Source organism: Tunturiibacter psychrotolerans (assembly GCF_051013365.1).
GTDB classification, from domain to species: domain Bacteria; phylum Acidobacteriota; class Terriglobia; order Terriglobales; family Acidobacteriaceae; genus Edaphobacter; species Edaphobacter psychrotolerans_A.
Genome location: NZ_CP132941.1, coordinates 671,929 through 696,104, shown reverse-complemented (window position 1 = coordinate 696,104; position 24,176 = coordinate 671,929). Strand labels below are relative to the sequence as shown.

General features: G+C 53.3%; 17 protein-coding genes. 6 read left to right on the top strand and 11 right to left on the bottom strand.

Features of this window, described 5'->3' with window-relative positions; translation table 11 throughout:
- Positions 1 to 109 precede the first annotated feature (109 nt).
- The 7 genes from RBB76_RS02865 to RBB76_RS02835 form a co-directional block, all read right to left on the bottom strand.
- A complete protein-coding gene (locus RBB76_RS02865; protein WP_429632830.1) occupies positions 110 to 1,264 on the bottom strand; it encodes a sugar transferase in 1,155 nt (384 codons plus the stop codon).
- Positions 1,265 to 1,429: 165 nt separating this feature from the next.
- Positions 1,430 to 2,416 carry a CpsD/CapB family tyrosine-protein kinase gene (locus tag RBB76_RS02860; RefSeq protein ID WP_429632832.1) on the bottom strand — a complete coding sequence of 329 codons (987 nt, stop codon included), beginning with the start codon at positions 2,414 to 2,416 and terminating at the stop codon, positions 1,430 to 1,432.
- Positions 2,417 to 2,564: 148 nt separating this feature from the next.
- Positions 2,565 to 4,178, bottom strand: a complete 1,614-nt coding sequence (locus RBB76_RS02855) for a GumC family protein (protein ID WP_429632834.1) — start codon at positions 4,176 to 4,178, stop codon at positions 2,565 to 2,567.
- A gap of 2 nt (positions 4,179 to 4,180) precedes the next feature.
- A complete protein-coding gene (locus RBB76_RS02850; protein ID WP_433963508.1) occupies positions 4,181 to 5,536 on the bottom strand; it encodes a hypothetical protein in 1,356 nt (451 codons plus the stop codon).
- 8 nt (positions 5,537 to 5,544) lie between these two features.
- A complete protein-coding gene (locus tag RBB76_RS02845) occupies positions 5,545 to 6,204 on the bottom strand; it encodes a polysaccharide biosynthesis/export family protein (RefSeq protein WP_429632838.1) in 660 nt (219 codons plus the stop codon).
- Positions 6,205 to 6,292: 88 nt separating this feature from the next.
- Complete coding sequence (locus RBB76_RS02840; RefSeq protein WP_429632840.1) at positions 6,293 to 6,919, bottom strand: UpxY family transcription antiterminator; 627 nt, start codon at positions 6,917 to 6,919, stop codon at positions 6,293 to 6,295.
- Between the two features lie 330 nt (positions 6,920 to 7,249).
- Positions 7,250 to 8,383, bottom strand: coding sequence for a nucleotidyltransferase domain-containing protein (locus RBB76_RS02835; RefSeq protein WP_429632842.1), 1,134 nt, complete (start codon positions 8,381 to 8,383; stop codon positions 7,250 to 7,252).
- Between the two features lie 349 nt (positions 8,384 to 8,732).
- Between RBB76_RS02835 and RBB76_RS02830 the strand changes: the two genes are divergently transcribed.
- From RBB76_RS02830 to RBB76_RS02820, 3 genes are all read left to right on the top strand, one after another.
- On the top strand, positions 8,733 to 9,185 hold the full coding sequence (locus RBB76_RS02830) for a PqqD family protein (RefSeq protein ID WP_429632844.1): 453 nt from the start codon (positions 8,733 to 8,735) through the stop codon (positions 9,183 to 9,185).
- A gap of 392 nt (positions 9,186 to 9,577) precedes the next feature.
- Complete coding sequence (locus RBB76_RS02825; RefSeq protein WP_429632846.1) at positions 9,578 to 10,135, top strand: hypothetical protein; 558 nt, start codon at positions 9,578 to 9,580, stop codon at positions 10,133 to 10,135.
- A gap of 67 nt (positions 10,136 to 10,202) precedes the next feature.
- Complete coding sequence (locus tag RBB76_RS02820; protein WP_429632848.1) at positions 10,203 to 11,324, top strand: serine/threonine protein kinase; 1,122 nt, start codon at positions 10,203 to 10,205, stop codon at positions 11,322 to 11,324.
- A gap of 6 nt (positions 11,325 to 11,330) precedes the next feature.
- Here RBB76_RS02820 and RBB76_RS02815 read toward each other — a convergent pair whose 3' ends face one another.
- The gene (locus RBB76_RS02815; protein ID WP_429632850.1) at positions 11,331 to 12,206 is read right to left on the bottom strand and encodes a c-type heme family protein; all 876 of its coding nucleotides are present in this window, start codon (positions 12,204 to 12,206) and stop codon (positions 11,331 to 11,333) included.
- Positions 12,207 to 12,682: 476 nt separating this feature from the next.
- On the opposite strand from RBB76_RS02815, the gene RBB76_RS02810 reads away from it, so the two are divergent.
- Both RBB76_RS02810 and RBB76_RS02805 read left to right on the top strand, forming a co-directional pair.
- Entirely contained in the window at positions 12,683 to 14,317 is a 1,635-nt protein-coding gene (locus tag RBB76_RS02810) for a SpoIIE family protein phosphatase (RefSeq protein ID WP_429632852.1), read from the top strand.
- A 647-nt stretch (positions 14,318 to 14,964) separates the two neighbouring features.
- Positions 14,965 to 18,549 carry a carboxypeptidase regulatory-like domain-containing protein gene (locus tag RBB76_RS02805; RefSeq protein ID WP_429632854.1) on the top strand — a complete coding sequence of 1,195 codons (3,585 nt, stop codon included), beginning with the start codon at positions 14,965 to 14,967 and terminating at the stop codon, positions 18,547 to 18,549.
- Positions 18,550 to 18,575: 26 nt separating this feature from the next.
- On the opposite strand, the gene RBB76_RS02800 is transcribed toward RBB76_RS02805, so the two are convergent.
- The 3 genes from RBB76_RS02800 to RBB76_RS02790 all read right to left on the bottom strand — a co-directional run bounded on the left by RBB76_RS02800 (position 18,576) and on the right by RBB76_RS02790 (position 22,303).
- Positions 18,576 to 20,081 (bottom strand): hypothetical protein, encoded by a 1,506-nt coding sequence (locus RBB76_RS02800; protein ID WP_429632856.1) that lies wholly within the window; start codon positions 20,079 to 20,081, stop codon positions 18,576 to 18,578.
- Positions 20,078 to 21,289 carry a hypothetical protein gene (locus RBB76_RS02795; RefSeq protein ID WP_429632858.1) on the bottom strand — a complete coding sequence of 404 codons (1,212 nt, stop codon included), beginning with the start codon at positions 21,287 to 21,289 and terminating at the stop codon, positions 20,078 to 20,080. The genes RBB76_RS02800 and RBB76_RS02795 overlap by 4 nt, the downstream gene beginning before the upstream one ends.
- 366 nt (positions 21,290 to 21,655) lie before the next feature.
- Positions 21,656 to 22,303, bottom strand: coding sequence for a TetR/AcrR family transcriptional regulator (locus tag RBB76_RS02790; RefSeq protein ID WP_429632860.1), 648 nt, complete (start codon positions 22,301 to 22,303; stop codon positions 21,656 to 21,658).
- Between the two features lie 283 nt (positions 22,304 to 22,586).
- Between RBB76_RS02790 and RBB76_RS02785 the strand changes: the two genes are divergently transcribed.
- Positions 22,587 to 24,170, top strand: coding sequence for a flavin monoamine oxidase family protein (locus RBB76_RS02785; protein WP_429632862.1), 1,584 nt, complete (start codon positions 22,587 to 22,589; stop codon positions 24,168 to 24,170).
- Positions 24,171 to 24,176: the final 6 nt, after the last annotated feature.

Here is a 24,176-nt window from a genome sequence, read left to right as displayed (position 1 = left end):
ATTCACGAAAAGGAACCCTGCGGCCACAAGTGGGATTGTCTGTTCGCTATGTCGGACGAGAGCCTTGCATACATAGGAAACAATAGATTGCACACATTCCAGGTCGAAGTCAGCGGGCACCCGCGCCTCCAATTACTGCGCGAGGTGTGCGCATCAGGATTTTAATGTCGAGCCAGGGAGACCACGATGTCGCATATCGCAGATCTAGCCGAACCATTTCATCGAATTTGACACTGCTTCGGCCTGTGACTTGCCACAATCCAGTGATTCCAGGTTTAACTTCTAACACTCGTCGTCGATGCCAAGTCTGATAAGCGGCTAACTCGTATGGGATTGCCGGCCGGGGTCCGACGAGCGACATATCGCCTTTCAGGACATTCACCAATTGCGGCAGCTCATCCAGGCTGGTTCTGCGCAAAAATTTCCCGAGTCGCGTGATCCGAGGATCGTTCGCTAACTTATATACGCTCTTATCGTTACCGTTGGACGGCTTATGCTCCACGTCGCCGGCGATTAATTTGATCGCATACTCTTTATGAACGCGGTGATCATTGTCCGCGTGCATCGATCGGAATTTCAGGAATGTAAAACATCGACCGTACTGCCCGACTCGCTGTTGCCGAAATAGTACAGGACCTTTGGATGACGTTTTGATTGCGAGGGCAATTACCAAAAACAGAGGCGTGCAGAGCAGCAACAGTAGTCCGCTGCCTACAAAATCCATTACGTGTTTGACGCGTAACAGGGAACATCTGTCTTTATTCGGGATCAGGAGATCAGGATACAAGGAGGGATTGCTTGGGCGTCCGGGTTTGTCTTGGTCCCAGTCATCGGGGAAGAAGTGGAAAGAAATGCTGACTTGATTGAATTGGTCGCTTGTTAACTGATCTCGCAGGGTGGTGCTCACCTTGTTTAGGATTACGCTCAGAATTGAGTCTTTGTCGTTGCACGAGAGCCCGGTAAACATCACTCCAACGGCGGACCGATCTGTATACCATCCGATGACGTCGGTTTCCCGGATGGACATCGGCAGGACCGACAATATACTATCGAGAGCTTTTCCGCTCCTTTCCAAACTCTGGTGGTTGCCGGCCTCCAACAACATAAGCAGGAAAGGTTCCCTAGATCGCTCCGTTCTTTTACGCTCAACAGCGATCATCCGCTTGAAGGTCTCTTCTTTCAAGACCTCATGCGTTCCAGCAAAGGACCATTCGAGTAGGGGGTTGGCGAGATCAGTAGTTTTATCTGGGCGACGCAGAGTCACGACTAACTCCTTTCTCGGCGATTATGTGATTTTTTCATTGTCCGTTAGAGTAGAGGTCGACGTCTGCTTTTGTGTCTATGCTCTATTATGTGAAGAGAAAAACAGCGGATTGCGGTTATTCGTGTAAATGGGGAGTTTGTCTCGAAATAGGGGCCGCACTCGGAGTCAATCGTTGCGCCGAATAGCGCCCGGACTGTAATAGTAATCATCGGCGGCTGCGTTGTCGGAGCTATTCACCAACGCGCCAATCAGCTTTTTGGGATCGACCGCTTCCAGACCTCTAAGTAATTGCCGTTTCTCCGTACTTCCTTGACGCGTCGCCAGGAGAATTCCATCCGCTAGCCGCATCCAGACGCTCGTGTCAGCCAATGGCAACAATGGAGGAGAATCGATGATGATCCAATCAAACCATGCAGTCAATCGATCCGCCAGCGTCGACAGCCTTCCCGATTGCAAAAGTTCCAGTGCATTGCTAGGAGCGCTGCCTGCTGGCAATATCCAGATATCCGGCTCTTCAAGATGGTAGATACTCGACGCCAAACTGCATTCACTCTCCAGCCATTCACATAGGCCTGGATTTTTTCCGAGACCGAACATCTTCGACAACGAAGGCCGACGTAGATCTCCTTCTAACAACAATACCTTTTGTCGTGTTTTTAGAGCGAGTGTGCAAGCGAGGTTACCGGCAACCATGCTCTTACCTTCCTGAGGAATTGTGCTAGTGATCAGAACTTTCTTTAGCACTCGCTCGCGACGAAGATGTCGCAATCGTACCGTTAGTAAACGGAAAGCCTCCGCTGCTGGGCTGGTGTTCTCTGTGAGACTTACCAGTCGGCATTGAGGAGCGAGCGAAATCTGTAGCGCCTGAAATTGGCCGAACGGATTTAGGTGTTCTTCAGACTGCGTAAGCTCAACTACTGCGGAAGTTGCGGATAGCGTTGCAGTTGGCGGTGTACCCGGCAATTCGAACGATGCATCGCGACCTGCGCTTTTCGTCTCATCAGGCTGTTCGGATAAAACGGCGGTTTTCCATCTCGGCGGCGCGGCACGTTCCGCTCGCTGCGGCATTCCGGTTATTTCCGGTCGCGCCGATAAATCGACTTCAGAGCGTTCGGCTTCCGACCTCTTCAACGCGTCAAATATACGGCTCATGTTTGCTCGCTTCACGGGCCGAATGCACCCAGCTCCCAGTATCTTCCGTGCCAGATCTACGCAGGGCAGCGCACAAATTATTGATCAGCTTGTGATTCACCGATTTCCGGTTCCTTGAAACTCTCGGTTGTGAATTCCTAAATTGAATTTAGCCGTGCACATAGCTGAGAGCAGAACCAGCCAGGATCGTGGTAACGATTAGTGCGGCCACGGCCCATCCCAATATCATTCTCTTTCTTCTGGTGCTTTCATCCGATGGGCAGACGATTTCAGGGATCTCAGATAGGATCGGGATCGGAAGCAGAACTTTGAGCTCCTTTTCACTGTGCAGGCGATCGTCCATAAATTCTAGTCCAGCTACCACGGCGAGACCAAAGGCAAGACCGACGCCGATCCCGATTCCGCAAAATTTGAGGCGATTGGGGAAATCAGGTTTCACCGGCAAACTTGGAGGATCGATCATACTGAATCGCTCGCCCTGCTGCATATGTTCCATGCTGGTGGCCATAGCAGAATCATTTTGCTTTTTTAGGAGTTCATCATAGTTAGCCTTAGTTTGGTCATATCCGCGGGTCAGATCTGTCAACTGCTGCTCACGTGCAGGTGCCGAGTTCAAGCGATCCTGATAGCCGTTGACTCTCGCTTTTAGAGTGGCAATGGCCTGCTCACGATTTGCGATTTCTCCTTGGTTGGCTTGCAACTGGCCGTGGAGTTGCAGCAGAGGCGCGCTTTGTAAAGGATCCGTTCCGTCGTGCACAGCAGCGGTAGCGTCGTCGACCTGGCTACCAGCATTAGCTTTCGTCTTCAACTCAACAACTAGCACACTTCTCTTCTTTTCGAGCTTGGCTATTTTGTCCTTCAGGTCGTCGACCTCTGGGTAGCGATCGGTGTAGCGAGAGCTAAGGTCTGCGAGCTTCGACTTCAGTCTATCGAGTTCTTGATCGATCCCTGCCAAACCCGTCGGAGTACCGTCGGAGGATCGTAACGCCGAATGCAGTGCCCGGTATTGGTCAACCAGCGCCTGGAGATAGACTCGTTGCTGCTTGGCGGTACTAAGAGTATCTTGTTCGTTCTGTAGCTGCGCCTGAAGCCCACTCAAGATTTGGAGGTTGCTAGCTTCTTGAGACGGCAATTCGCCCACGTGCTCTCCTTTAAACTCCCGCACTCTGGCTTCCTGCTCGGCGAGACTGGCACGCGCATTCTCCAACTGGCTCCCGATAAACTTTGTGGTGTCTTCCGACTGTTGTTGGCGTACTTTCAGATTTTCGTTGATGAACAGGTCGGTCAGCTCGCTTGTCACTTGCTGAGCTACATGGGGATCATGCGCGGAATAGTAAATTTTGAAAGCAGTGATCTGGTCGCCATGAGAGTCACGCACAAGCTCGATGTCAGTATCTTTACGCATGAGCTCGACTTTTTCATCAGGTGTAATCTGGTGGTGACCGTCGTCATAGAGGTGCAACTTGTCAATGATCAGAAGAAGGCGAGTGCGGCTAAGAATTTGTTGTGTAATACTTTGCAGTCGGTTTTGCAAATCGTCGGTGACATTTGGCTCAACATAATTTTTCGGCATTGTGGGCTGCTCAACCAGAATTAGCGTACTCGACTTATAGCGCGCAGGCAGAATCCAGCTAGCACCCCAGACTACGAGCCATCCAAGGAATAGAGGGATTAAGAAATGAAGATGGCGTCGTCGGATTACCCCAAAGTAATGGCGGATGTCGAGCCCTTCTGAGCTCTGTTCCTCGTAAGTCGCTTCCATGATTACCTTCCTAGTGGCCGTGCCAACCGATAGGAGATGGTTATGGTCTCTTGATTGTTATCTGGAGTATCGGATATTACCCCGACGCCGCTATAGTTTTGATGTATTCGTGCATATCCAACTTCCGCGCTGAAGTGGTCGCTCAATGAGTGCTGCACCGAGGCGGCACCCGAAACAGTGTGGCCACCTGGACTTGATGAATCGAGGAGCGGAGTAAGATTCTTGTTGCTAAAAAAGCTTGCTGAAACACCCAAGTTCCAAGTGCGCGTTATTCGCCACCGCGCAGATGTATTCACGCCGTACGAATTGTAGACACCAGATAACCCTATGTCCCCGCCAATGCCTCGTGAGTAGCTGGCCACAAAATTGGTGTTATTTCTTTGCCAGCCAATGCTTGCAGTTGCAGAAGGAGTCCATGAGCGAGCCGGCGCAAGGGAAGACTGAGTGGCGTCGTAATATTGTGGGCCACACGACAAAGAGAAGGAGAACTTTGGGTTCAAATAAACGGTATAAGATGCCAAAAAAGTGTGAGTCTGAATCTTCGTTTGAGTATTTTCCGGACTCTGTGCACTCACTGGATCTTCTCGGTTTCTCGAATACTGATATGTCGCGCCAATGTATTGTGAGCTCGAGAAGCGATAATTGTAGAAAACGGAACCTCCGCCCAAATTCGAGTTATACAGGCCAACGGCTTGTGCCGGGTTAGGGTAACTACTCTGCGTAAAGTTTCCGCCGGCCCCGATCATGGCATTCTTAGCGAATTGATAGCTTAAACCTACATTCACTGTGTTGCTAAGCCGATTTGCATAAGGAGCGACAACTTCTGCTGATGGAATCTGCGTTGAACCAGATATACCATTTCCAGAAGAAGAAGAGAGCTGGTCGAAGGCACTCGAGCTCTTTTGAAACGAGTCACTTACGGTGATGTCCGCATGTTGGCTCAGGCGGTAACCGGCAATTAGAGCTACAGACTGAGTCGCTGCGTCAAGCCCGCTGGTGCGCTGATAAAGCGTGAACCCCGGACTATATGTCAACGACAACAGTTGTTGCGGAGTGTTTTTGTCGAGCGCAATCGTGGGTAAAATCGAATAAATAAAGTCACTAATTGGACCGGCACTCCCGTCAACGACGACGTTGTCAGCGTAGGCGGTATTGAGAACCAAACCTACAGCCAGATAATTTGAATGCATCTCGGATCCAACCATAGTCGGATAAGCTGTACCACTCATCGGGGGAGGGATCTGCATCCGCGTCTCGTCGGCCGGTGTGGTAGGTGTTTCGTAAGGGATCGCTGTTAACTGAGACCAAACAGGAGTTGCTGTGATCAATACTAGGCCGAGACAAACAGGTGTGAACATAACGACCTTCAGGGTACGACGATGGTGTCGTGCGGCTCGAGCCTGATATTTTGACCTAGGTTTTCGCCTTTGATAAATTCTTTGTAGTTAAAGTGGATGCGAGACTCGCCGCTGCCGGGATTCTGCCGAAGGATGTAGATGGATTTCTGTTTGGCGAAATCCCGGAGTCCACCGGCGAGGGCAATTGCGTCCATAACTGTCGGCGCAAGTGCGAGGGAATATGACCCGGGCTTCGCCACCTGTCCAAGAATGTTGAACTTCTTGCTATTAATCTGCTCGACCATGACCGTTACTTCCGGTTTGGTGATGTAGTTACGGAGTTTGGCTGAGAGGTCCTGTTCAAGTTGCAAAGGTGTCAATCCCGTTGCTTGGATCTCGCCCAAGAGTGGCAATGAAATCTTTCCGTCCGATCGCACCTGAATTTTTTGTGAGAAGTCGGGTTCTTTCCAGACGTTGATCGCAAGGACGTCGTCATTACCAATGACGAAGCTATCCTCGTTCGCCTTGCCACTCGATGGAGCCGAAGGTCGCGTGGGCGAAATCGAAGCGGCACCTACCGAAGCTTCGCGATTAGCTTGACTTGGGGCCGGCCTTTGTCCCAATAAAAAACCGGAGACGGCAACAATAAGAAATCCTGATCCTAGCCGAAGATATGAGCTACTTTTCACTAGAACTCCTGTCGAGGATCAAGGAGGGGTTGCGCTCCGTGGCCTGATGCAAAAATCCGATCGCTCGGTACGGACCCCGGCGCTCCTCTCAAATACTAAATATTTGCCGGTCACCATGAAGTAGTGGCTCACCAGATCTTCCAATTCCACCATATTGTTGAAGCGGAGATGCGTCCGAGTCGCTTCGCGCCGGCGCGGGCTCCACATCAGTGGAGTCAATTTCCACTGCCACAGACTTCGCCATCATCTCCACAGAAATAACCAGACGACACAAATTCTTCTTGCGAATCAGAACCCCTTCGACGCCGAGCAAGGAACCGCGTTTGACGCGAACCCGCTCGCCACACTTTAGGAACGGATGCGGCTCGAGGCGAAAGGGCCCTTCAACTGCCTTTCGAATCGCGTCAATCTCAACCCCAGGGATCATTGCTACCTGTTCGCCGTGGAACAGAATCATGTGGACTCCAGGAGTCGTCACGACCTGCAATCGGCGGTCAATTCCCCCCCGCACGAATACATAGCCGGGAAATAGCGGCAAGGTAAGCTTCTTGTTTCTATCTTTCCAGCGCCGTATTGATTCATAGAGCGGCAGAAACACCTCAAAGCCCTTGGCAGACAGCATCTCGGCGACCGTCTTCTCATGCTGGTGACGGGTGTAAAGGGCCCACCAGTCTATTTCCCGTGTTCCGGCGTCAATGATTTGCGGGGTCAGCAAGGTCACTTCTCCTCTAATGAGCCGTAATCCTGGAGCGACTTAGACATAGCTCCGCCCTGTGAGCTACAGTGCTCGTTCTATTGCGTAGCTCAGAGTTTGAATACCTTCTGGAGCATTATGAGTAGAAGCACGACGATGGCCAAAATAAAGTCGATCGGAAAATTTTCCTTGCAGCACGTTAATGTGGGTATAAAAGGCAATCGCGGGACTTGGTAACGACTCGATTTGTCCGTCCCTTGACTCGGGCTGCAGGATCTTGCATACCCATATAAACAATAATTTGCACTCTACTTCACATTCGGATCCACTTGTAGATAAGGCGGCCTAGTCTCATCTCGCTGATCGGTCGCAAAGTATGCGCAAGGGTCGTATCAAATAGTAGAGGGCATGGAGCGACTTCGGCAGGGGGAACGCCGCCAGATCCCTCTCACTCAATTCCAGGAGATCCGTGGACAACAGCAACCCCACCCGATCGCGGAAGTCAAGCAACTGGATGCTGTACGGTATGGGGCCTGGGGGAGTGCTGCCTGGAGCATCAAACAAATTCTCCTGAATATGTTTCGCCAGGAGGCGCACGGTAGTGTCCGCTTCAAAGCGCCGCAGGATAGTTTGAGGGACCGTGGCGCCCGCCACTCGATGCGCAAGCAGAATGCCTAGGGCGAGCGCTCGACCCAACCCTGCCTTTTTAACTTCAGAGGTAACCTCTTTCCAATCAAGGTCAGGTGACGAAGCCAGTAGTTGCGCGACATCACAGATCCAGATTAGTCGTGACCACGCATGCTTGCTCCCGTGCGTGCAAAGCACTATTAAATTGATCTCGGGACTCATGTCCGGTACTTTGGCCCCACCCAGCACGGTAGTCCGCCTCCGTGGCCATACCCAATCCATGCCGAGATTGAATCTGAACCGAGGCTGCGTCAGTCGCCATCGAAGCTCGACCACCATTCCGTCAGTTGCTCGCTCGAAATGGTATTCGTAATAGTCGTAAACGGCTGGGGTTATATCCGTAGGAGATGCGGTTGTCGGCTCGTAGCCTCGTTCCAAGAGAATCGTTGTGGCCCGTGCGCGATCTTCGTAACGTATGAGCAAATCCAAATCACCGGCAGGACGCGTCGTAAGATCATGGTAGATAGACGCACCAAGCACAACCCCCTTGAACGGCATGGCCGGAATCAACTTGTCTTCAAATGCTTTCAGCACGGTAATCAATTCCACTGCATTCGCCAGACTGTTGAACATGTTCCTTTCGTATTCGATTCGCACATGCTCCCGCACCAACAGAGGAACTGCCGCGCCGATGTCCGCAAGCCGCAAAAATAGCATTGGCAAAATACGATGCTCGTCCGCTATTTGTACGAGCGAGTCCCAGTCGCCTACCTTGGCAGCGAGGCGATGGATTTGTTCTCCATCGGTCGACCGCGCAATGGCAAGCAATAGTTCGCACGACTCGCGATCTGCTCGCATCAATTCCTCCACATAGGGAAAACACGTCGCAATATGTTGCACTTTACATTTTGAACGGTATAAGCGGTATCGTGATCAAGTTCTGGAAGGAGAAGTACTGGACTTCCTCTTTCCGATGCAATTTCCTGCGTGTTCGTTTTCAGTTTGGTCAGAATGGCTGATTTCGAGAGATTGTGTTTTGGCTGTCGACATGCACCTCGCTTACTGCGGCTGCTCCTCAACTTAGAGGCCTAAGAAAAAACGTTGTTACTAAAGATATGTGTTGCAGAACGAACAAACTCTCGTATTCTTCTGAGAATTGAAGGGCCAGACGACTCGACCTACTTGCTGACCCAAAAGAGAGGTCAATATGCAGATTGAACGTACCAATTCAGATGCCTTGGTGGTAAATAAGCTGCCCGACGGTTCAACGGTAATTCTCGACGCCGAGAACGAGGCGGTTTTCGCGTTGAACTCGACGGCCGGAGCCGCGTGGGATGCTTGCAGCGACCCGACAACACTCGCGAGAGTGACGGAAAAAATGCAGCGATCGTTCGACCCCGGGATAAACGAAGACCTTGCAGAAGAGGCAATTCGGCAACTGCATGAAAAGAAACTGGTCAAAACGTCGGGAACGCCTTCAGCGTCATCCAGACGCCAATTCATCACAACGATGAGTTCCATCGCTCTACCTCTCGTCGTGTCACTATCTATCGGGGAACAGCGAGCATACGCCAAAAAAGCATCGTCTGGTGGCCAAAAGGGTGACCCAAAGCCAAAGCCAAAACCCTGTGCGAGCATAAAACGCGATTGCAAACCGTAGAAGGCTTGCGAGACGTTAAACATATTCTCAGCGCTTCCCGATGCGAACTAAGCTGAGTTGTGCCCCGGATCTCAGGGCTCAGGGCCCAGTGCCCGGCGGTTACGCGGGACGGATAGTTACTTGGGATTGGACAATGTGGGCGGCATAACTGATTAATTGATATGCCCATCTACGGTTTCGAAATGCGCGCCTTCGACTGCGACATTCGTGTAGCAGCGGATAGCCTTGAGACTTACACGGTCCTGGAACGCTATGTCTTCCCATCGTTTCCGAGAAGAGCTAGTGCCACTTATAAGGCTGACATCTTCATCCGCATAGACAGAGTTGCGGATCAATTTCAGTTGTCCGTTGACGGCGTTATAGTGTCATCTGCTACCGAGGCGAACATCTTGGTGCCCGATCTCATAAGGGCGCTGGATGATGTCGTCATTCGACGCCTGACGGAGCTCCACGCTGTGCATGCAGGTGCCGTCCTGTTGGGGGAACGGGCATTGCTACTGCCCGGCATCACTCATGCGGGAAAATCGTCGCTCGTGGCCGAACTGTTGCGGCGAGGTGCTACTTACTTCTCTGATGAGTACGCGCTGATCGATTCAGCGGGACGCGTACACCCCTATCCACGGCCTTTGCTCCTTCGTAATGGCTCCCCTGAGCAATCTCCGTGGCTTCCAGCGGAGTGCAATGCCTACACAGGGGACAGCCCAGTGCCAGTCGGCTGGATTCTGTCTCTTGAGTACTCGCCTGAATACACCTGGAATGTCGCGGCGGTCTGTCAAAGCGAAGCGCTTCTGATTCTCTTACGTAACACTCCTCACATTTTGTCGGAATCTCCAAATATGGTTGCAGCCTTCCAACATGCAGTCGGGGGCGCCCAATGTTACGTAGGGCGCCGCTCCGAAGCTGACGAGGCTGTCAGCCGAATTCTCCAATTGCTTGGAAGCCCACTTTGACGCATCGTGCGTCTGCCAAATGACCGGATGGGCGGCCTAGATACCAAGTAGAATGGATATCTAGGCCATGTCCATCACGGTTGGGGATCAAATCGGCGACTATGAAGTGACAGGCACCCTGGGTGTCGGGGGTATGGGGCAGGTATATCGGGTGCGTCATACGATTTCGCACCGGGTCGAGGCCCTAAAAGTTCTTGCGTCGGGAAGGCCTGTGACCGAGGAGATAGTTGGACGCTTTCTTCGCGAGATTCAGTTATTGGCCAGTCTTCATCACCCGAATATCACAGCGCTCCACACCGCCTTCCGTCACGAGGGCGAACTGATCATGATCATGGAGTTCGTCGAGGGCCTGACGCTTGGCGCAAAACTCAATGCAGGCCCCCTAATGTTGGGGACGAGCCTCAACTACATCCAACAGGTTCTTGCCGGCTTAGCCTACGCACATGAACGTAAAATCGTTCATCGTGACGTGAAGCCATCGAACATCATGATAGGTAGCAACGATCAGGTTAAGCTGTTGGATTTTGGGCTAGCCATCCCAGCGCTTGGTCCTGAGTTTACGCGGACAGGCACGATTTTAGGCTCGCTGCATTACATGTCACCCGAGCAGGTGCTGGGAGAGCAAATAGATGCACGGTCCGATGTGTATTCGGTTGGCGTAACCCTTTATCAGCTTGTCACAGGACGCCTTCCGTTCGACGGTCCTAGTGAATACTCCATAGCCAACGGGCATTTGAAGTCCGAGCCTATTAATCCGACCACAATCAACTCCGACCTTCCTGTTCGTCTTTCGGAGATTGTGTTGAAGTCGCTGGCGAAATCCCCGGCAGATCGCTTCCAGACCGCAAGAGAGTTTCTAGGAGCCCTAGGTACACTTCGTTCTGGCGAGACGACGACGTTGGTGATCTCGTCCCATTCCGATCGGGTGCGTAACGGCCACCCGGATGCTGACGGTGGCTTCGGTTCAAGCAGGCCTGAGAAGGCGGTTTTCGAGCCGAATGTGCTTGAAGTGGTGGTCCGTGATTTGGCATATCACCTCGGGCCGATCGCCAAGATTGTGGTCAGTCGCGCTGCCAAAAAGGCGTTGACCCTGGACGATCTCTATGAGATGGTTGCGGCGGAGATTGGCACGGATGAAAGGCGTAAGACCTTTCTCGCTACTCGACGAAAATCGCCCCCCTCCAAGTAACAATTCTTACCGGTCTAGCATCTGTATTGCCTTCTTGAGGCTTACGTACATTCTGTTGAACGAGGCGGTGACCTCAGCGATCTCGTCTCTCCCCTTATAGGTGAATTCAGGTTGGTCTAGATCCCCGTTGCTTATCAGATCCGCAGTTGCCGCAAGTCGTCGCACGGGTCGAATGACGATGAAGTAAAGTCCCAAATCGATGACTGCTAAGGTGGCAAGGAAGGTTGCAGATATATAGATCAGCAGCGTGTGATAAAGGCGAGCGGCAATTCCTTCGGCTACAGCCGTAGGCACTGAAACAATCTGAGCCCCGATGATTTCGTTTAGCGTCCATCCAAATCCATTTGCGCTGCCGTAGGTGAGAATTTCGGTCGGAGGCGCTGCCGCAGCGGACCCGTGGCACACCAGACAGCTCTGATTTGTGGTGATCGGTTGTGATAGTGAGATTGATGTGCCCGTGGCCGTTTGCCGTTCGCCGATCAACTGCTTCTGGTCTGGATGATTTCGGAAATAGTCGATGATGTCGACCTCCCACTGGTCTGCTCTGTCCCTCGGATTGGTAGGGTTCAGAGCTGCCTCTTTGTAAGTGTAATCGGGATAGTCTTTTCGCAGATGATTGAACGTCACGGTTGCCGCGTAGAACGGAATACTCTGGGGGAGGAAACGCTTAGCACTTTCAGGTGTTGTTTCAAGTAGAGGATCCAACTCCTGCTCTGTGTAGTCCCTGGTTGATCGTGCACTGGCGAGCATCAGCTTCGCCTGTTGCAAGGTCTGCTCGCGTGCGTTCTCTTCGAGAAACCCTCGTGAGAGACGCAATACGAAAAGCAGGCCGATACCGAATAGCAAGATCAGCAAAATGTTGAACTTCGCTAGTAGCTTCAAAGAAGGTGACCTCTCTTTCTAAATAACTTGTCACCTATGAAGAATAGGCTATTTCACTCTGCTCGATTCGATGGTCAGGGGGGCTCATGCGGTCCGGTCAACTAAGCCCACTGTGGCAAATGCTTGTGATTGATTTCTGGTCTCTGCGAAAGAGCAGCGGCTGGACGACGAGAGCTTCTCGAGGCCGCTTGAAGCGGAGCGGTGTTATTTCTTTCAAAAGGGGTCGCTGCCGCGGCATTATCATGGTGGTTTGGGGTGAGGTTTGACGACCGAAGGGCAACGCGTTTTGTTTCAGCGATGTATCATAGCCGGTGATTCGGTATTCTGAATCAATCAGGTTAGTGCAGGAGAGACTAACTCGACAGGTTGAGCGAAGCGTGGGGACGCCCCTCTCGAGGGCAAACTCTCAGCATTTCATTGAAGAAGCGTGTCCGTTCAAAATCAAGTCTACCTTCGCTAACAGGAATCGTTTGATTATGCGCAATGTCGTGCTTAGCTACTCCGATGCCAAGGGACATCACAGTTTTTCTCTCAATCGCAATTCAACGTCCATTGGCCGTTCGCCGGCCGAAGACATTGTGCTCGACGATCCTTGGGTTTCACGTCGGCATGCGTTAATAGTGCGAGACGGCGATAGCTATACCGTCGTTGATCGGAACAGCACGCACGGAACGTTTGTGAATTCGGTGCGCGTTGAGAAGTCATTGCTGCGGTTTGGGGACGTACTTCAAATGGGTTCTCTCAAAGGGCCACACTTGAGATTTCACCTTCGAGAAGATGTTAAAACCACCTCTACTTCACGGTCCTCAGCCGTTCATCTGCTTTCTTCGCTAAGCGAACTACAAGCCTTCCCCGACGAACTGCGCCCAGCTGTCCGTGAAATGGACAAGTTGAACTGGCTCTTACGGGCGGCTAGGCAGCTCAACGAGGGAGGCGCGATTGGAGACATCCTCGGCGCCTTTCTCCATTTGGCATTGCAGCTTACGGGACTTGAACGAGGGTTCGTTTTTCTTCAGGAGGTGGGAGGGCTGCACTTGGCGCAGGGGCTTGATGCCCTCGGAAACTTGGTGGAGGAAGATTCAACTGTCTCACGTAGGGCTATGGAAATAGCAATCGAGAGTGAGTCGAAGTTCTCGATCAGCGATACATTGGCCGATAAAAAAGCATCGGAATGGTCGAGCATCATGACTAATAAAATACGTAGCATTTACAGCATTCCATTGCGAACGCGAGCCTCAGAGGAAGAACCTGCCCAATTGCTTGGTTTGCTGTATCTCGACAGCCGAATCAGGCTCGGTGAACTGAGCGAGATTGACCATCACTTGCTCGATACCTTGGCCACAGAGGCGTCAGCACTCTTGCATAATGCTCTACTCGTAGAGGCGAATTCCAACGCGCGGCAGGCGAGGGAAGAGCTTGCGGTGGCCGCCAAGATCCATAGTGAGCTCATGTCTATTTCGTTGCCGACCATTCCGTATGCAACGCTGCAGGCAACGAGCGTTCCTTGTCTCGCCATAGGTGGAGACTTCTATGACGCGGTCGCTCTTAGCGACAGCGTTTGCGCGGTTGTTGCGGATGTGTCTGGCAAAGGAGTTTCTGCCGCCATCGTTGCGGCTACGATGCAAGGAATTATTCACTCTCAACTACTCGCGGGCTTCACTCTTGTTGAAATCGCGTCTCTGGTGAACCAGTTCCTATGCAGTCGCAAGACCGGAAAATATGCGACGATGATTTTGGTTAGGTTGTTTCCGGACGGGTCGGTCGAATACGTGAACTGCGGCACCATCAAGCCTATTGCAATTCTTGGTGAGGAAGTGCGGCGTCTCGAAATAAGCAGCCTTGTGGTCGGGCTCATTCCCGACGCGAGTTACCTCTCTGGTCACTTCGATTTGCGTCCAGGGGAACGTCTTCTTCTGGTTACCGACGGAATTACTGAGGCAGAGAATAGTTCTGGCGACCAATTTGGCGATTCCGGACTGATCGCTGTTGCTCACTTTGAGGATCTGAATACGATTCTCGAACATGTTGAAAACTTTCGATCACCGAACCCAGCTGAAGACGACAGCACTTTACTGGAGATACGCTATGAAGGCGGTATTGTGCCCGAGTGACTGGAAGCTCTTCAATAAGGCCAGAACCTAGGTTCGGAGGCTACTTGCGGCAGAAGAGCTTCGCGGAATCATCTATAAATCGCTTTTAAATTTTTAATACTTCAAAGAGTGGCTATGCAAAAATTTTCAGAGGTGGCCATAGCAGTCTCTTCCTGTTTCTCCTAAAGTCAGTCGTACGAAGTTAGCGATTAAATTATTTCGAATAAGTTGTGGCTAACAGGGTGTTGCGAATTTGGCTTTCCCAACTTTCGATGCGAGCCTGCCTCGTCAGATCTTCCGAGACCGAAGGGAAGATCCTGAATGGTCCGCTGTTCTTCGGAAGATTCCAGCATATCGTCAGCTCGTTAGAACAAATTCCACCCTCACAGCGTTGAACGTCGGATAAATACAACCCAGGCGTGACTCCTATCTGTTCCATCTCGGATCGGAAACTCCTCAGTGCGTGAAGCGAAGGGTGAGGTGCGAGCAACTCTGGCCGCTCACCATATTCATTCACGAATGAATCTGATGGAACCCATGCCTATATAAAACGACCGCGCCAATTGCAATTCAGTTGGCGAGAGGGTCGACCTGAAATATAGCTGTCGACCCGCGATCATGCATCGCGGTGTCGCATTGATGATTTTGCGAGGCACAGGAGACCAACCATGAAGACTCTATTAAGGGTAATAGCACTCTTTTTCGTGACTGCGGTGATCGGACAAGGGCAGGCAATCTCGGTCAACGGGGGATCAATCCAAGGCACGATCACAGACAATACGGGAGCAATCGTGCCCGATGCCGTGGTCATAATCGTTGGAAATGACACAAACTCTACAAAGACTTTGAAGACGGACGCTAGCGGTTTCTATAGCATTGGGCCTTTGACTCCCGGGCCGTATACGGTGACTGTGGATGCTGCAGGGTTTCAAAAGCTTACGGTAAAAACCGTTGTTCGTACTGGTACGGCGACCAGCGGTAATTTCAAACTCGCAGTCGGTTCCTCGAGCGAGACTGTCGAGGTAAACGCAGGCGCACTCCAGATCAATACTGATCAGGCTGGAGTCAGCGACGTTATTACAAAGGATCAGATTGATTCTTTGCCGGTCAACGGTCGCAATTTTCTTGATCTTGCCCAGATCGAACCAGGGGTAATCCTTCAGAGTGGGGAATCGTTCGATCCAACGAAGGCTGGCTACTCTGCGATTTCGACAAGCGGTGTTTCCGGCCGCACTACACGCATTCTTCTTGATGGCCAGGACATCACTGACGAGAACGTAGGGACAACCATCTTCAATGTGTCGCAAGGCGCGATCGGTGACTTCCAATTGAACCGCTCGACACAGGACGTTTCGGGCGAGGTAACTTCTACCGGTCAGGTTCTGGTGTCCACGAACTCCGGAACCAACAGATTTCACGGTCAGGCTTTCTATAACTTTCAAGATCACAGCGCGCTCTTTGCAAGAACGGCAGGTGGTATCGACACACCGTTCCAACGGAACCAGTTCGGTGGAAGTATCGGCGGACCCATCATCAAGAACAAGCTATTCTTCTTCGCAAACGCTGAACGGATCAAACAGGAGTCTCCGGTTTCTATCACGATGGCTCCTCTGTTCTCCGCAATTCAAACAGCCTTCCCAACTATTCCTTCTCCGTACAGGGAGACGTACTCGACGGTTCGTCTGGATTACGACGCACCGAAGGGTGTGCACTTCTTTGCTCGTGCTAACTACGACGTAAACAGTTCCAGCTCAAACTTCGGTGCCGGCTACGAGATCTACAACAACCGTGATAACACGCCTGGTCTTGCTGGCGGAGCTGACTTTACGACTGGCCACTTCACTCATTCCTTCCGAGGCAGCTATGAGAAGTTTCATAACCTACTGATCGATGGAACGACAGGAAACAACAGCGTATACAACGGTTTTCCTGGTTTGAATTTTCGCCTAAGCTCGGCCGGGCTTTTCTCGGGACCAAATATTGATTCTCCTCAACAGACTTTTCAGTCGGATAAGCAGTTTCGCTATGACGGAAGCTGGACGAAGAGTTCACATCTGATTCGTTATGGGTACAGTCTCAATCGTATTCTTGGCGGTGGATTTGCGAGTTTCCTTGGCTTGGCTCCTCGAGCAACACTCACGGCGTCTACCGAACTTGCTAATTGCGGAAGCGGAACTCCGGGTCCGTGCCCTTCGGATCCTTTGAATGGATACTATGCATCCACTGTGTTGTTCGGTAACGGTCAAGGCTTCTTCACGGAGAATCCCGGCTTTGATCTACCAGGCGGCGGTGTCGAAGATTGGCGCGAAGGCGCTTACGTTTCCGACAATTGGAAGATTACGCCTAGCTTCACTCTTACGGCAGGCGTCCGGTGGAGCGTCGATACCGATCGTGCCAACCAGGATCTGCCGACTCCGCTTTGCTCCGATGTGACAATCACGCCGTCTCCTTGCTCTGGCAGCGCGCCTCTCTTCGACCAATTTCAGCCGGGGCTCGGGAAGAAGATTCACCAACCCTGGGCAAACTTCGGTCCCCAACTTGGGTTCGCTTTTAGTCCTGGCGATCATAAGACCGTTGTACGCGCGGCCTTCGGCATCTTTTATGAAGGTGATGTCTTTAACAACACTCTCAACTCGCGACAGGCTCTGATCAAGACAGGTCTGTTCAACGACACAAACCACAGTATATGCGGTGGAACGAACTCGTTGACGCTGCCGGACGGATCTGTAGTCACAAGTGACGGCGGAGTTTCTATTGCCACTATCTGCACAGAGCCATTGAGTCAGGCGGGCCAGCACTTCATCAATCTTCAGAACTTATTTCAGCAGGTGACTAAATCGGTCGGACCTGCCAGCAACGGCCAGTATGTTGGAAATACCCTGACGATCGTTGGTGCGTATGCAGCTCCGTATCGGACGCCGTACTCGGAGCAGTACAACGGTGGCATACAGCGTGAAATCTTCAAAGGCGGCATACTTTCGGTTGATTACGTGCACAATTCGACACTGAAAATTGCTCAGCAGATTGATGTAAACCGCGTCGGCGCGGCACGCACGTTGAACACCGCTGCAGCGCAGAACGCGATTGCTACGACCACCAGCTCTTTCCACTGCGCCGGCGGATACAGTTCCGCAGCGATCACTTGTGCAATTGCCGCAGGAGCTCAGATCGCTGACTTTGCAACGAACGGTCTTGACTCGGGAAATACCGTTCTCAATAGCAATCCTGCGTCGTACCTTGGTCTGACGCCGGCTACTGGAGCGGCCTTCCCAGGGTTCAATGCGAATTTGGGTGAAGGACTCTTTCTGTTTCCGACAGGAAGATCCGGCTACGATGCGCTGCAGGTGGTCTTCCGGGAGCAGAAGGCGCATCCCGTTCCAGGCGTGATGAGTTCCAATCTGCAGATCTCGTATTCCTTTTCGCGTGCGATTTCTACGGCAAACCCGGCGACCAACAACGGGAATACCGGTGTAGGGGACCAGTTCTTTTCATCGCCGTCTTACGACTATGACAATCCGACTGCATTTATCGGTCGAAGTGGGCTGGATCATACCCACGAGATCTCGTTCGGCGGCTCGGCGACCCTGAAGTATGGCCTGCAGCTCGGTATCATTGGTCACTTCTTCTCCCCTGCGGCGACTAATTTGTACCTCGACAATGGTGGAACCAGCGGTAGTGCTGTTGGTGGCATCTTCCAATCCGATGTGACTGGCGATGGAACTATCGGCGACATCGTGCCAGGGACGCAGCCTGGAGCGTTCATGCATCAGTACAAAGGAAATAACCTTAACAAGTTGATCTCTCAGTACAACGCAACCCAGGCCGGTCAGTTTACTCCCGCGGGTCAGGCGCTGATTACGGCCGGGCTCTTTACTCCAGGACAACTGTCTGCTATATCGGGGACCCAGCAGCCGATTTCTCCAGTGCCGGAAACGACCGGTCCAGAAAACGTCTACTATCGCAACCTTGATCTGAGTGTCTCGTATCCGATTCGTCTAAGTCGTGTGCGGGAGGGAATGTCGTTGGTACCTGGGATCGCGTTCTATAACGTTGGCAACTTCTCGAACTTCAGAGACTACATCAATGGAACGCTGGCGAATACGACGACTGCACAGGGCGGCGCTCTGAGTGGCTTGTTGAATGGTCCGAACAGCTTCGCTGACCACGATCTGAACCGTGTTCAGCGCGGTTCCGGCACATCGGATATTGGTGGACCGCGTACGACTGAGTTCCAGTTACGATTGAACTTCTAAACCGTAGGGGATCGCTCAGCGCTTGATTATGGAACGACGACGTCAAAGACTCCGGTCTCGATCGTCGTTCCATGTTTCATCTGGACGAAGATTCGATAGGGGCCTGAGGACGGAAATCCGTACGGGAACTCGACCGTGCTTGAGAGCGGTTCGTTATGAGCCGTCATATCCATACTCATCGCTCCATTCATGGCTGCGTGGTCACTGGCATGGCTATCGGTGTTATCGTTTGCGAGCATGAGTGCAGCCATCGCCGCTGAACCCTCGGGATGAGTGTGAGCAAAGACGGTACCATCTGTTTTTACGAATGCAGCATGACCTGCCATGCCCATGTACGGCTGTACGTCCGTTGCAGGCTTTCCGTTTGCATCGAGTAGATGAAAGCGGAACGCGTATGCAGTGTTTGAGCTGACGGTTGAAGGACGATCCCAAACCATTACATATCCATCTGGCAGTTTGTACGAGTTGCCGAGTTGGCCCTGACTGAGCGGCTGCGGAGATCCACTTGCGTCGTCAGCGCCAAGCGGGCCACCCGGCATATCGACAGGAACGGTGATGGTGGAGACGAGCGTCTCGGGGAAACCGTTTGCGTGGACGATATCGCCGTAGAGTTTGTAGTTGCCTGCTGGCATTGAAGGCAGCGACATACGGAAGTCTCCCGCCGATGTGAGCACAGGATGCAGATGGAAGACCGCGTCCATCTCCGGCTCTCGAATGGCGTAGAGATGCATGAGATGTCCATGGTCGGGAAGGAAGTCTTTGTTGGAACGAGAGCTACGCTGTTTGCCACCGTCGTAAGGCTGCACGTTGAGATCGAGAGTATTGCCTGAGAGTGACGGGGTCACCGCCATAGGGTGATAGACATCGAGGGCATAGCTGGCGGCCTCTACGTTCCACCAGGTTGCGCCACCCCAGATCAAGAGAGCCATGACCACGAGGCTGCCTGCAGTTGCAAGAATGGCTCGACGTCTGCGGTTTGGAGATGGAATGGCGCCAGGTTCCAGGCGAGCGTCACGGACTGCTGCTGCGACGATACCGGCCATGCTGACAACCAGGAAGACGCCAAGGATTCCGAGTGTAATGCCGAGGCCATGTTGCATCTTCAGTGTCGAGAGCGCGACTGCGGGTACGGGAACCGAGGCGATTTGAGGTCCGGCGTCTCCAGCGATCTCGAAGCGAACCTGCCAGGAGCCGGAGGCCATCATCCAGATGCTGCCGGTGAAGAATGCCGGGTCGGCGGTGGAGCTGGTCATCGGATCGGACGTGGGAGGATGCTTCGACGCTTCGCCGGTGATGGGAAGGGGCGTAATGTGAATGTTCTTGACGGTCGCGCCGCTTGAACGTACTTCAACGGTTGCAACACCTGGAATGACGGTCGGCGTGCGAATGGTGACGAAGAGCTTGTAAGGGCCTGCATCGACCTGCTCGAAGACATCCTTGCTTCCTACATGCGCACGGGCTAGCGGAGGAGCGATGAAAGCACCTAGTAAGAGAAGCAGAAGTACGCGAATTGACCTGGCCAAAGACTTCACCGTTGTACGCTCCGCATCCAGCGCCCGAAGCTGAGTCCGATCCAGGTTCCGATAGAACCGTAGATTGCTGCACGCAATAGGCCGCTGAACAGAACCGAACCGTGATCGGGGTTGAAGAAGAGACGCAGGCGATCGTAGCCGTTGGGACGTGAGTTGTAGTCGAAGTAGATGGTGCCGAAGAAGCGGTTCTCAGATGCTTTGGAGAGCAGGAAGCTCGCGAATGGCCACTCGACGATGAATAGCACTGCGATAAATAAAAAGCCCGACGCCAGGGCTACCATCCATGGCTTCCAGCCACGGGTTCGCTGCCAGAGGAGATCGAGCGCGAGCGCGGGAGCGAAGATGAGAATGGGAAACTTCGCCGGAACCATGTGGGTGACGGGGTAGAAGACGGGGCCGAGTTTTGGCTGCGCGGGAAAGAGAGGAAGAATGAGAATCTCTGCGATGGCGAAGAACATGTAGACCATCGCGGCTGAGGTGGCGGCCCACTTGTAGCGCGAGGCCTGGGAGAGCATGGCGAAGGCGACAGGAAGGCCGATTGCCATTGCGATATAGGCAGATGCTGAGTGTAGCTGGACGTCCCAGGTGTATTCGATCAGGAAGAACATCTGGCCGGTGACGAAGAGACCGCCGATGTAGAGCAAGAGGCGCTGTAGCGTCTTGAAGGTTTGTTCGTTGGGCTGCGATCCTTCTACGGCGCAGCGGTTCATCGCGGCGAGGATGAGAAAAAGTACGCCGACTCCGACGCCGCGAATACCGAGGATCAACAGAGTGTGGGGTGGGCTGACGATCTTTACGTCGAGGCCGTAAGCGGCGTGCCACCAGTTGTCGAATGGGGCTGAGGTAATCATTGCTATGCCACCCCAGGCGGCGATGAAGGCTCCGAGCGGGGCGCGGAAGCCGAGGACGGTTACCGAGGCGGCGCGGAGGCTCGAGGAGGAGCGTCCGAAGGTGTTGACCAGCATGAGGTAGCCGCAGATGATCGCGGCGAGAACACCGCAGGCGTAGATGGCCATGTGGGCCGCCGTCCAGAAGGTGTCGCGGCCTATGGAGCGATGCCAGGAGACGTCCCAGGCTCCGCCGATGGAGGCGGAGGTGACGGCGAGAGCACCCCACCAGATGTACCAGGGGACGCTCGAAGTCTTCGAGGCTACCAGCGTGCTGGTTTGTTTATCTGCGTATGGGGTCTGAAAGGTGGAAGAAGCCATGTGACCTCGCTCTCAAGTGCTCCTATCTTATTACGTGTCTCCCGCTGATTTGTCAGGGGGTTGAGGGTTACCCCCCCCTAGTTGCCCGCGTATAAGTTTCTTATTTTCAGGTACTTGCATAGGGTAACCACTTGCAAAATCGTCATTCTAAAGCGCTTACGGCTAAATTCGTCCAATCAAAGGAGTTATCGTGGTTAACGAGATAACCCGGCTGGCGGCCGGGTCTCAGGTGTTCTTCAATTCCAGTATAGCGGTTGGTGTGTAACTAATAGGTCACGCGGATCTCCCTTGTTTATAGGAAGATGCGGGAAATTGGGGCTTGACAAGATTTCGGTTAATTCGAGAACGCCAAACGCTGAGCGGAGGTTATGCTTTTGCGATGCGGGGAACCTGTGAGGCGGTTCGCTTGCTGCCCTTTGGGACTCGTCGCGGAGACTCGCGTACTGCGGTCTTGCTTCGGACGTTGTTGGCCACAGCGTGAAGAGCCTCGTTGGACAGTGCGGGGTCGTCAACCGCGCGAGCGATGACGATGGCGCCGACGAGGCTCGCGTAAAGTGCGATGGCTCGTTCGCGGCGAAGACCGGCGGAGTTGCCCTGCACGATCCCGGACAGGTAGTTGATGAAGGGCTTGATCTCTTCGGTGACGACGTGGCGCACGGCGGAGCTCTGGCGGGCGAGTTCGGAGCCTAGAGCGGCTACGGTACAGCCTCGGCCTGCGTTGTCACGATGTTTCGTCGCGAGGTAGGTGTCGGCGAGAGCGTCGAGTGGGTCGCTGGCCTGGTCAAGTTGCCTGATCCAGCTGTCGCACATTTTTTTGGCGGCGCGGCCACAGGCCTGGGCGACGAGATCGTCTTTTGATTTGAAGTGGCCGTAGAAGCCGCCATGGGTGAGGCCTGCGTTCTTCATGAGATCGGCGACTCCGATGCCGTCGATGCCGCGCTCTCGAAAGAGTCTGGAGGCAACGTCGAGGATTCGCTCGCGATTCTCTGCGGCCTGGGCGCGGCTTACTCTCATCTGGTTCTTACCTTGGGCATTTGAGTTCGTCTTTATTTTATGACGATCGTCATGATTGTCCGTCGAATGATTTTAGCGACGTTGAAATTTGCTGACTGGCGAGGAAGTTTTGCGGTAGAGTAAACACATCTTTCAAAAAACCAGATTTTTCAGTTCCGTGCTTCAGGATATGCGGCTTCCGCGATGTCTTTGGCGGAGCTTCCATTCTTTTCCGTTCCATCGGAATGACGTTCTTTTGTAGGCGTATTTGGACTTTAATTCGTCGGAAGAGAGAGGTGGCAGGATGGGAATTTCGCGGCGTGATTTTTTGATGCGCGTTGGGCAGGTGGGTGGCTATGGGGCCGCGTTTGCAACGATGCAGTCGCTGGGGCTGATGCCGATGAAGGGCGTGCAGGCCGAGGAGATTCAAGCGGCCGCGGGTGTGGGCAAGGGCGTAAAGGTGGTGGTGCTGGGCGGGGGGATCGGTGGTCTGGTTTCAGCCTATGAGATGCGAAAGCTTGGGTATGACGTGACGGTTCTGGAGGCGCGCGAACGGCCAGGGGGACGTAACTGGACAGGAAGGGCCGGGACCGAGGTTTGTTTCTGCGATGGATCGAAGCAGGCGGTGAAGTGGGAAGAGGGGAACTATCAAAACCTTGGACCGGCGCGGCTGCCGAGCGTTCACTTGACGATGTTGGGGTATTGTAGGGAGCTCGGCGTTCCGCTGGAGGTGGAGATTAATACGTCGCGCTCCACGCTGCTGCAGAACGATCGAGCGAATGGCGGTAAGCCGGTACCGCAGAGGAAGGCTATCAACGACACGCGCGGGCATGTGTCGGAACTGCTGTCGAAGTGTGTTGCGCAGGGGGCGCTTGACTCGGAGTTGAGCAAAGAAGACCGCGAGCGGATGACGGCATTTCTGAAGTACTACGGACCGCTCGACGACAAGGGCGCTTATGTTGGATCCGACCGGGCGGGCTATAAGACGATGCCGGGCGCAGGCGCACAGGTGGGAGTGCCGGAGGTGCCTCTGGATATGCGCGTGCTTTTGGATGAAGACTTCTGGAACGACCTGTTTGTCGAGGAGGATTTTGACTGGCAGGCGACGATGATGCAGCCGGTGGGTGGGATGGACCGGATACCGTATGCGTTTGCGAAGTCGCTGGGGCCGATAGTTCAGTACAACTCGCCGGTGACGGAGATCCGGAAGACGTCGAACGGTGTTCGCGTGTCGTATACGCAGGGTGGAGCGACGAAAAAGATAGAGGCTGCGTACTGCATTACGGCGCTGCCGTTTTCAATGCTGAAGAAGATCCCGAACGACCTGTCGAAGCCTTACCGAAAGGCTGTGGATGAGAGCACGATGGGCGGCGGGTACAAGATTGCGTGGGAGAGCAGACGGTTCTGGGAGCAGGACTACAACATCTACGGCGGCCTGTCATATTTGATGGAGGGGCCGAGTCCGATCTGGTATCCGTCGTCGCGGCTGATGCACCCGACGGGAGTAGTGGTGTCGGGTTATTCGGATGAGCTGAATACGCCGTTTTACAGCATGACGCTGGAGGAGAAGTTTGCGGCGTCGCGGGCATCGATCGAGAAGATTCATCCGGGGCATGGGAAGGATTTGATGAATCCTGTGTTTTGCGGATGGAGTCGCGTGCCGTGGAATGAAGGCTCGTGGATTAGCAGTTATGGCGGCGGGAAGAGTGGGTATGACGTGATCATCCAGCCGGATGGGCCGATCTACTTTGCCGGAGATACGGCGAGCCACATTGTGGGATGGCAGGAGGGTGCGGCGTTGAGTGCGCGGCGTGCTGTGGGGATGATCTCGGATAAGGTGAAGTCGGCGAAGCTTGCCGGGGTTGCTGATGGTGCGGTGCTTAGCTAAGTTTTT